The organism is Streptomyces sp. CBMA156 (assembly GCF_014596515.1).
In the GTDB taxonomy this organism is placed as follows: domain Bacteria; phylum Actinomycetota; class Actinomycetes; order Streptomycetales; family Streptomycetaceae; genus Kitasatospora.
Window position 1 is genome coordinate 1 of sequence record NZ_MSJQ01000213.1, and the last position, 7516, is coordinate 7516.

Below are 7516 nucleotides of genomic sequence, written 5' to 3' on the forward strand. Positions count from 1 at the left end.
GTGCGGAGACCGGCTGCCCGCCGGGCCGGCCCGGTACGGCCGGCTCCTCGTGGACGGCCGGCAGCTCCGGTCCGAGCGTGTCGATCCGTTCGAACGGCCCGGGCAGGCGCGGGCGCACGCGCACCTCGGCCCCGGCCGGGGCCCGGCCCGGGTCGCCCTTCGCCACCAGGCGGTCGAAGTGGTCAGGCATCTGCACACAGCTCCAGGTAGTAGCGGCGCCGCAGCGGGCTGAGCGCCAGGATCTCCGTCTCGCTCCAGCCGTAGGCGGTGGCCAGCAGGTGGACGTCGAGCAGGGTCGCCCGGGCCCAGTCGTCCAGCTCCTCCCAGAGGTAGGAGGCGATGTCCAGCTCGGCCAGGGCCGGCTCGCCGCACCCGGGGCAGCTGAGGTTCAGCCGGACGTCCGCGCAGGGGTCGGCGGCCGCGGCGGCCTCGGCCAGGCGCCGCTGGACCGGTTCGGGGAGCTGCCGGGCGGCTACCGGCTCCCCGTCGTGCTCGGCGGTCAGGACGCACCGCTCCAGCAGAACGGCCCTGGCCAGGCCCCCGGGGGCCTGTTCGGCGGCGGCCAGGTCGCCGGGGGTGGGCAGCCGGAAGCGGACCCGCCAGCCGTCCAGCTCCACCCGCAGCGCCTCGGTGACCGACGGCGGCGCGGACACTGTTCGTGCCCCGGCCGCCGGCCGCGCGGCACCGAGCAACTGCCCGGCCTCGAAGGCGAACTCCATCTCCTCCGCGCACCCCGGGCAGCCGACCCGCACGTCGAGCTTCTCGCCGAACAACTCGACGCGCAGGCCGAACAGTTCGGCGTCCCGCTCGCCGAGCGGCACGGCCAGCAGCTCCGCCGCCCCGACGCCGGGACGGGCGACGGTGTGCAGCAGCAGGGCCCGCCCGGCGCGGCCGGCCGCCAGACCGGCCTCCCAGGTGGCCAACAGGGCGGCCTGTCCGGCGAGTTCCATCGCCCGCCGCTCAGGCCGGCTGCTGGAAGGACGGCTCTTCCGGTTCGGGCGTCTCCTCGTCCCGCTCCCAGCCCTCCACCTCCAGCTTGAGGCTCTGGATCGCCACCGCGTTGGCGTTGGCGTCCAGTTCGCCGAGCACCTGGTACTCGCTCGGCCAGGCGCGGTACAGTTTGTGGGCGACCGCCACCTGGCCGGACTCGTTGAGCACCTGGATCACCAGGTCCTTGCGGAAGTCCCGCAGCGAGACCTCCGCCCCGCGGCCCGCGCCGACCATCCAGACCTTGTTGGCCCAGCGGTCGAACTCCGGGTCGTGGGTGACGCCGCGCTCCAGGGTGACCGCCTCGAAGTCGGTGCGGCCCGGCGACTTGCGCGGCGCGCTCGGATCGCCGCCGCTGCGGTGCTTCACCACCTCGGTGGTGCGCTTCAGCGGGCTGATCTTGCTGATTCCGGCGACGACCCGGCCGTCCCAGACGACCAGGAATTTGAAATTCTTGTACGGATCGAACCGGTGTGGATTGACGGTGAACTCGACCATGGAGATCCTAAACCTCGAACTGTCCGGCGAGTTGCTCGATCTTGACGATCACGAATTCCGCGGGCTTGAGCGGTGCGAATCCGACCACGACGTTCACCACGCCGCGATTGACGTCGTCCTGCGTGGTGGTGTCCCGGTCGCACTTGACGAAATAGGCGGAGCGCGCGGACGTGCCCTGGAACGCGCCCTGCTGGAACAGCGAGTGCAGGAACGCGCCCACGTTCAGCCGGATCTGCGCCCACAGCCGCTCGTCGTTGGGCTCGAACACGACCCACTTGGTGCCGCGGTAGAGGCTCTCCTCCAGCATCAGCGCGAGGCGCCGCACCGGGACGTACTTCCACTGCGAGCCGAGCACGTCGGCGCCGGCCATGGTCCGGGCGCCCCACACCACCGGGCCCACCACGGGGAACGTCCGCAGGCAGTTCACCGCGAGCGGGTTCAGCAGGCCGTTCTCCCGGTCCGTCAGCGGGACGGTCAGCGCGCGCACCCCGGGCAGCCCGGCCTCGGTGCCCGCCGGCGCCTTCCAGACGCCCCGCTGGCCGTCGGTGCGCGCCATCACCCCGGCGACGGTGCCCGACGGGGGGAAGCCGCGCAGCCGGCCGGTGAGCGGGTCGACCAGCTCCAGGTGCGGGAAGTACAGCGCCGCGTGGTCGCTGCGCACCGAGTCGAAGGCGGACAGGCCCGCCCTGGCGGCGTCCAGCGTCGTCCACGCCTGCGGCGGGTCGACGATCAGGAACATCCGCTTCTCCGCGCAGAGCGCCTGGGCGGCCGAGACGACCGTGACGGCGTCGTCGATCGAGGCGTAGCCGGCCAGTTCCGGCAGCACCAGCAGGTTGACGTCCTGCACGTCACGCAGTGCCTGGATGCCCGTCTTGCCCGCCTCGCTGCCGATCAGGTCGGTCAGGCCGGGGGCTCCGCCGTCCTGGCCGCCGGCGAGCGCGTGGACCGGCGGGCTGACCGAGCCCTCCAGCCCGAGGTTGTTGGCGGCCTCGCCGAGGAAGCGGACCACGTCGGCGGGCTCGGAGGAGCCGGCCACGACCTGGAGCTGCCGGCCGAACACGCCCACCCGGGTGCCGGCGAAGGCCCGCCGGCCAGGGGCGTCGGGCAGCGCGCGCAGCTTGCGCTCCAGCAGCAGGGCCAGCTCGGCGACGGTGGCCGGCGCGGCGCCGTCCGCGGCGGGGTCGTGGATCCTGACGGTCCGCGAGACGTCGCCGATCTTGACCTGGATCTCGTGGGTGAGGTCCGGCAGGGTCGCCGCGAACGGCTTGGAGACGGTGCCCACCGGGTCCGGCCGGCTCTCCGCCAGGACCTTCACCCGGACCACCGCCGAGCCGCCGTTCACCACCGTCTCGGCGAACCGGGGAGCGGTGTCCCGGACCGACAGGTCCGCGAAGGACTCCCGGACGGCGCCCGAGGTGTCGAAGACCTGGAGGTTGAAGGTCTCGGCCGGGGTCGGCGTCCGGTAGTCCACGGCGACCCGCAGCGCCGCGCCCCAGAGCCCGGGCTCGACGGCCGTGACCTCCAGTGCCGGGGTGGCGGTGGAGGTTTGCGTCGAGCCGATCGTGACGCCCGCTGCGGCGCCGGTGCCGGCCGCCGCGACCCGGACCACGACGCCGAGCGAGCCCCCGTTGAGGAAGAACTGCTGGACGGCGTAGCTGACCGGGCTCTGGCTCGCGAGCCCGCCGAAACGGCGTTCGTAGTCCGCGAAACTGGTGATGGTGACGGGCTGGTCGAGCGGACCGCGCCGGGTGGCCCCGACGAAGGCGGTCACCGAGGTGCTCACCGCGGTGATGGTACGGACGCCACTGGGAAGCTCTTCGATGTAGACGCCCGGATAGGTCGGTGTCGTCGGCAAATTCCCCCTCCGTTCACTTCGTGCATCAAGAGACCCGGAGAAATGAATCGGATCGCGGACGGGCCGCGAGGTCCTGATGCATGGGCGGCAGGCTCAGTCTCATATTCGGGTGACTATTCGTCAAGACCCGAACTGGGAAAGCCAATTGTATTACTGTGATAATTATGTGGGGGGGTGTGGGGGTGGGAAATCCGCACCCCCCTGGCGGTGCCGGGTGGGGCCGGTCAGCCGCCTTCGGGAAGGTTCCGGTAGTCGGGCCGGGCCGTCGGCGTCGGCGTCAGGGTCGGCTCGGGCTTGGGAGTGGGCGCGGGCGGCGCGGGTGCGGGCTCGGGCGCGGACGGCGGAGTCGTCGCCGGGGCGCTCGGGGCGCTCGGAGCAGGGGCGGCCGGAGCGCTCGGAGCAGGAGCGGCCGGGGCGGCCGGCAGCTCGTAGGACGGCGGCCGGGCGGCCCCCAGGAACCAGCCCCAGGTCGCCCCGTACCGGTGCTCCAGGAACCGGAACGCCGCGTAGTAGACCGTGCCGAAGCCGGTGACCAGGGCTGAGGTGACGGAGGCGTTGTCCAGGTGGAGGCCGAGTCGCGCGGCCTGCACCACGAGGAACGCGACGATGTAGGGCACACAGGTGCGCCACAGGGACAGGGCGATTTGGTACATCGGTCCTCCTCAGTCGGCGTCAGCCGACGACCGTGAAGCCGTGCGCCTGGCCGAGCCGGGTCAGCGAGTCGATGCCGGGGACGCCGTCGGCCTGCTGCCCGCTGTACCCGTACCCGCGTTGCAGGGCGGAGTAGGCGGCGATGGTGCTGGTGCCGAACGAGCCGTCGGCCCACTGCCGGTCGAGCAGCCCCTCGGCGACGAGCGCCCGCTCCACCGTGTACACGTCGTCCGCGTGGGTGGTGGCGCCCTGGGGCGCGTCCGGGTCCTGCCGGGCCGCCGCGACCACGTTCGACTTGGACACCTCGGCCAGCGGGACGGCCCCGCCGAGCAGCCGGCGCAGCGTCGCCTCGCCGGGCACGCCGTCCGCGTCCCCGCCGGAGTAGCCCAGACTGCGCTGGTAGTCGGCGTAGTTGAGGGTGTCGGCGTCGGTCCAGTCCGGGCCGGGGCCCTCGCCGTAGTGCGAGCCGAAGCCCGCCGCCACCAGCGCCTCGCCGACGGCGGTGACCTGCGGGCCGTGCGCACCGTAGCCGTACGACAGGCCGCCGATGCCGTTCTGGTACCGGGCCGGGGTCGGGTCGGGCTGCGGCGCGGGCTGCTGGGGCGGGGTGACCACCGTCCCGGACGGGCGCGGCGCACCCGAGGTCACCCAGGCGTACAGGCCCGGCCCGGGGCAGTCGGTCGAGTAGCCGTCCCGGTGCCCCTTGATCTCCGGGCCCGCCGGGCCCTGCTGCGCGCAGTACTCGATCGCGTCCCGCAGCCCGTTGAGCAGTTCCGGGGTCGGCTCGGTCGACCCGGAGCACCCGAGCAGTCCGCACACCGCGTAGTGCGCCTCGTTGAGCGGGACGTCGCCGTTGGCACTGTTGCGCCGGTTCAGGCCGCGGCCCTCGAACACGTGGCCGTGCTCGCAGACCACGAAGCTGTAGCCGATGTCCGACCAGCCGTCGTCGTCCATGTGCGAGGCCTGGAGCCGCCGTACGTAGGCCGGACAGGTGTCGTGGGTGTCGAAGGTGTACGCCGTGCCGAGGTAGTGCACCTTCACTCCGGCGCGCGGACCGGCGTACGGGATCGAACCGTTGGGTTCGCGCCAGGGCCGCGCGCCCCACTGGTCCCGGTTCACCAGGTGCAGGCCCGGCCAGTCGGGCGACTGCGGCGAGGGGTCCGGCGTCGGCGCGGGCGGCTCGGGGGCGGGGGCCCGGGTGAGGCCGGCCCACGCCTTCAACTCGTCCAGCGAGCCGTTGAACACGTCCGCGTCGAGCGGGTCGTCGCTGTACTGGTGGAAGCGCCAGGAGGCCTGGATGCGCGGCGAACCCGCGGACACGTAGTCCGCGATCCACAGGAAGTCGCCCGCGTTGTCGTCGGTCCTGAACCAGTAGTCCCGGTTGGTGTAGAGCCCGACCAGGCGGTCCGGGTAGCGCTGCTTGACCGCCGCCAGCCAGCGGTTCTTCGCCGCGGTCGCGTCCCCGTCGCCGACCGACTGCCCGTACGGCTCGAAGTCCAGCACCAGCAGCTCGCCCGCGGGAATCCCGCCCACGACCCGGCAGAAGTGCTCCACCTCGCCGTCGACCGGGTTCTCCGCGTGCAGGAAGTGGTAGTGCCCGACCACCAGCCCCCGCCCCCGGGCGTCCGCGAGCTTGTCGGCGTACCCCGACTGACCGGTGTGGCCGCCTTCGCTGGCCTTGATGAAGACGAACTCCGCGTCTCCCGGAATGCCCGACTGGAAGTCGGAGACGTCATAACCCTTCGCGTATGCCATCAGGAAGCTCCCCCTTTGCGCCGATGGCAGCCACGGCCGGCCGGCCCCGACCCGGGGCACGGACGCCGGCCAGGAGCGTCATGCTCATTCCACGGTACAGCTGACTGAACATCAATTCCCTTGTTTTTTGCGCAGGTTGTGTGTTCTTGCGACCCTCTCGCGGTGTCCTGTTCCGCGGCCCTATGCCACGGGCAACCCCGCTCGGGCGGATGCGGCGGCTCCGACGTCACTCCAGGCCTCCCGCTCACCGCCCGTCACCCCGCCGGGCGCGCGGGGCCGTCGGCGGACGGCGGCCGAGGGCGGAGAGTCGTGGCCCTGGCGGGACATCCGCCGAGCCGTCCCCCCGTTCGCCGGTCAGCGCTGCCGGTCAGCGCCGCCGGTTCGTGCTCCGGGCCTCAGCCGGCATCCGCCCCGCCCGCGGGTCCTCGGGCACGTCGGGAGGCCCCTCAAGGCCGCCGCCGGGTAGGGTAATTCCGGCAGGATTTCACCTCTTGCGCCGTCACCGCGCGGACTGACAGGCTCTTCGCCGTGATCGGTGACAGAGCGTTCGTGGCAGCGGAGGCGGTCGCCCCGCCCCGGTGGTCGCCGACTCTCACGCCGGCGCGGTTCCCGGGCCCGCGACACCTCGAACCGGCCGACTCCGCCCCGGCCGGGGTCGACCCGGCCGAGTCCGATCCGGCCCGGTTCGTCGAGGCCGCTCTCGCCACCGCACCCGGTCACCCCGTCCCGCCGTCCGGACCGCTGCCCGGTACGGCCGGTTTCGCCGCCGCCCTCGCGCCGTTCGCCCGCCTGGCCGGGCAGCGACTGCTCGCCGCGCTCGGCCCGGCGGTCGGCCGGTCGGCCGGACTGCCGGGGATCGCGGAGGAGTTCACCGCCGCCACGGCCGCCGCGCTGGGCGATCTGGCGGCCCGCGCGCTGGTGCTGGAGCTCCGGGCGGCCCGGGAGGAGGGACGCCTGGCGGGCGCGACCCCGCAGGACAGGTTCCGCGACTTCGTCGCCACCACCGGCACCCGGTCCGGCCTGGCCCGGTTGTGTGCCGGGTACCCGCTGCTGGCCCTGCTGGTCGGCCGCACCTGTGTGAACGCCGTCGAGGCCATGGCGGAGCTGCTCACCCGGTACACCGCCGACCGCCCGGACCTGGTCGCCCGGCTGCTGGCCGGACGGGACCCGGGGCCGCTGGTCGCCGTGGACCGGACCACCGGCGACGCGCACCGGCGCGGCCGCCGGGTCGCCGTCCTGCGCTTCGCCGACGGCAGCCGGGTGGTCTACAAGCCCCGCCCGCTCGCGGCCGACCGTCACTTCGGCGACCTGGTCGACTGGTTCAACGCCCGCGCCGGGACACCCGGGTTGCGCACACCCGCGCTGCTGACCCGCCCCGGCCACGGCTGGTCGGAGTTCGTCGAGGCCCGCCCCTGCACCTCCCGGGCCGAACTGGACCGGTTCTACCGGCGCCAGGGCGCGCTGCTCGCCCTCGCCCACCTCCTCGACCTCACCGACCTGCACTTCGAGAACCTGATCGCCTGCGCCGACCACCCGGTGCCGGTGGACGTCGAGACGCTCTTCCACCCGCCCAGGCCCGCGGACCCGGCCGCCGACGACCCGGCGGGCCGCGCGCTGGAGGCCTCCGTCCAGCGGACCGGCCTGCTGCCCCACCTGGTGCTCGGGGACGAGGCGGCGCTCGACCTCTCCGGCCTCGGCGGCGGCACCGACCACCACGCGCCGCTGGAGACGGTCGGCTGGGAGGGCGCCGGCACCGACGGGATGCGGCTG

6 protein-coding genes and 1 pseudogene are annotated in these 7516 nt (G+C 73.7%); 1 reads left to right on the top strand and 6 read right to left on the bottom strand.

Annotated elements, in window-relative coordinates; all coding sequences use genetic code 11:
- From BU198_RS17475 to BU198_RS17500, 6 genes and pseudogenes are all read right to left on the bottom strand, one after another.
- Nucleotides 1-190: pseudogene (locus BU198_RS17475) on the bottom strand (hypothetical protein); the annotation flags it as partial.
- Nucleotides 183-950, bottom strand: coding sequence for a hypothetical protein (locus BU198_RS17480; protein ID WP_188297784.1), 768 nt, complete (start codon nucleotides 948-950; stop codon nucleotides 183-185). The gene BU198_RS17480 and the pseudogene BU198_RS17475, both read right to left, overlap by 8 nt.
- Nucleotides 951-960: 10 nt before the next feature.
- Nucleotides 961-1485, bottom strand: a complete 525-nt coding sequence (locus tag BU198_RS17485) for a phage tail protein (RefSeq protein ID WP_188297785.1) — start codon at nucleotides 1483-1485, stop codon at nucleotides 961-963.
- A gap of 7 nt (nucleotides 1486-1492) precedes the next feature.
- Nucleotides 1493-3340: a phage tail sheath C-terminal domain-containing protein gene (locus BU198_RS17490; protein ID WP_188297786.1), complete on the bottom strand. Its 1848-nt coding sequence runs from the start codon at nucleotides 3338-3340 to the stop codon at nucleotides 1493-1495.
- Nucleotides 3341-3564: 224 nt separating this feature from the next.
- Nucleotides 3565-3993 (bottom strand): hypothetical protein, encoded by a 429-nt coding sequence (locus BU198_RS42215; RefSeq protein WP_223244541.1) that lies wholly within the window; start codon nucleotides 3991-3993, stop codon nucleotides 3565-3567.
- Nucleotides 3994-4012: 19 nt separating this feature from the next.
- Entirely contained in the window at nucleotides 4013-5746 is a 1734-nt protein-coding gene (locus BU198_RS17500; protein WP_188297787.1) for a peptidoglycan-binding protein, read from the bottom strand.
- A gap of 528 nt (nucleotides 5747-6274) precedes the next feature.
- On the opposite strand from BU198_RS17500, the gene lanM reads away from it, so the two are divergent.
- Nucleotides 6275-7516 (top strand): type 2 lanthipeptide synthetase LanM (gene lanM, locus BU198_RS17505; RefSeq protein ID WP_188297788.1); only part of this gene is annotated, 1242 nt, incomplete at its 3' end.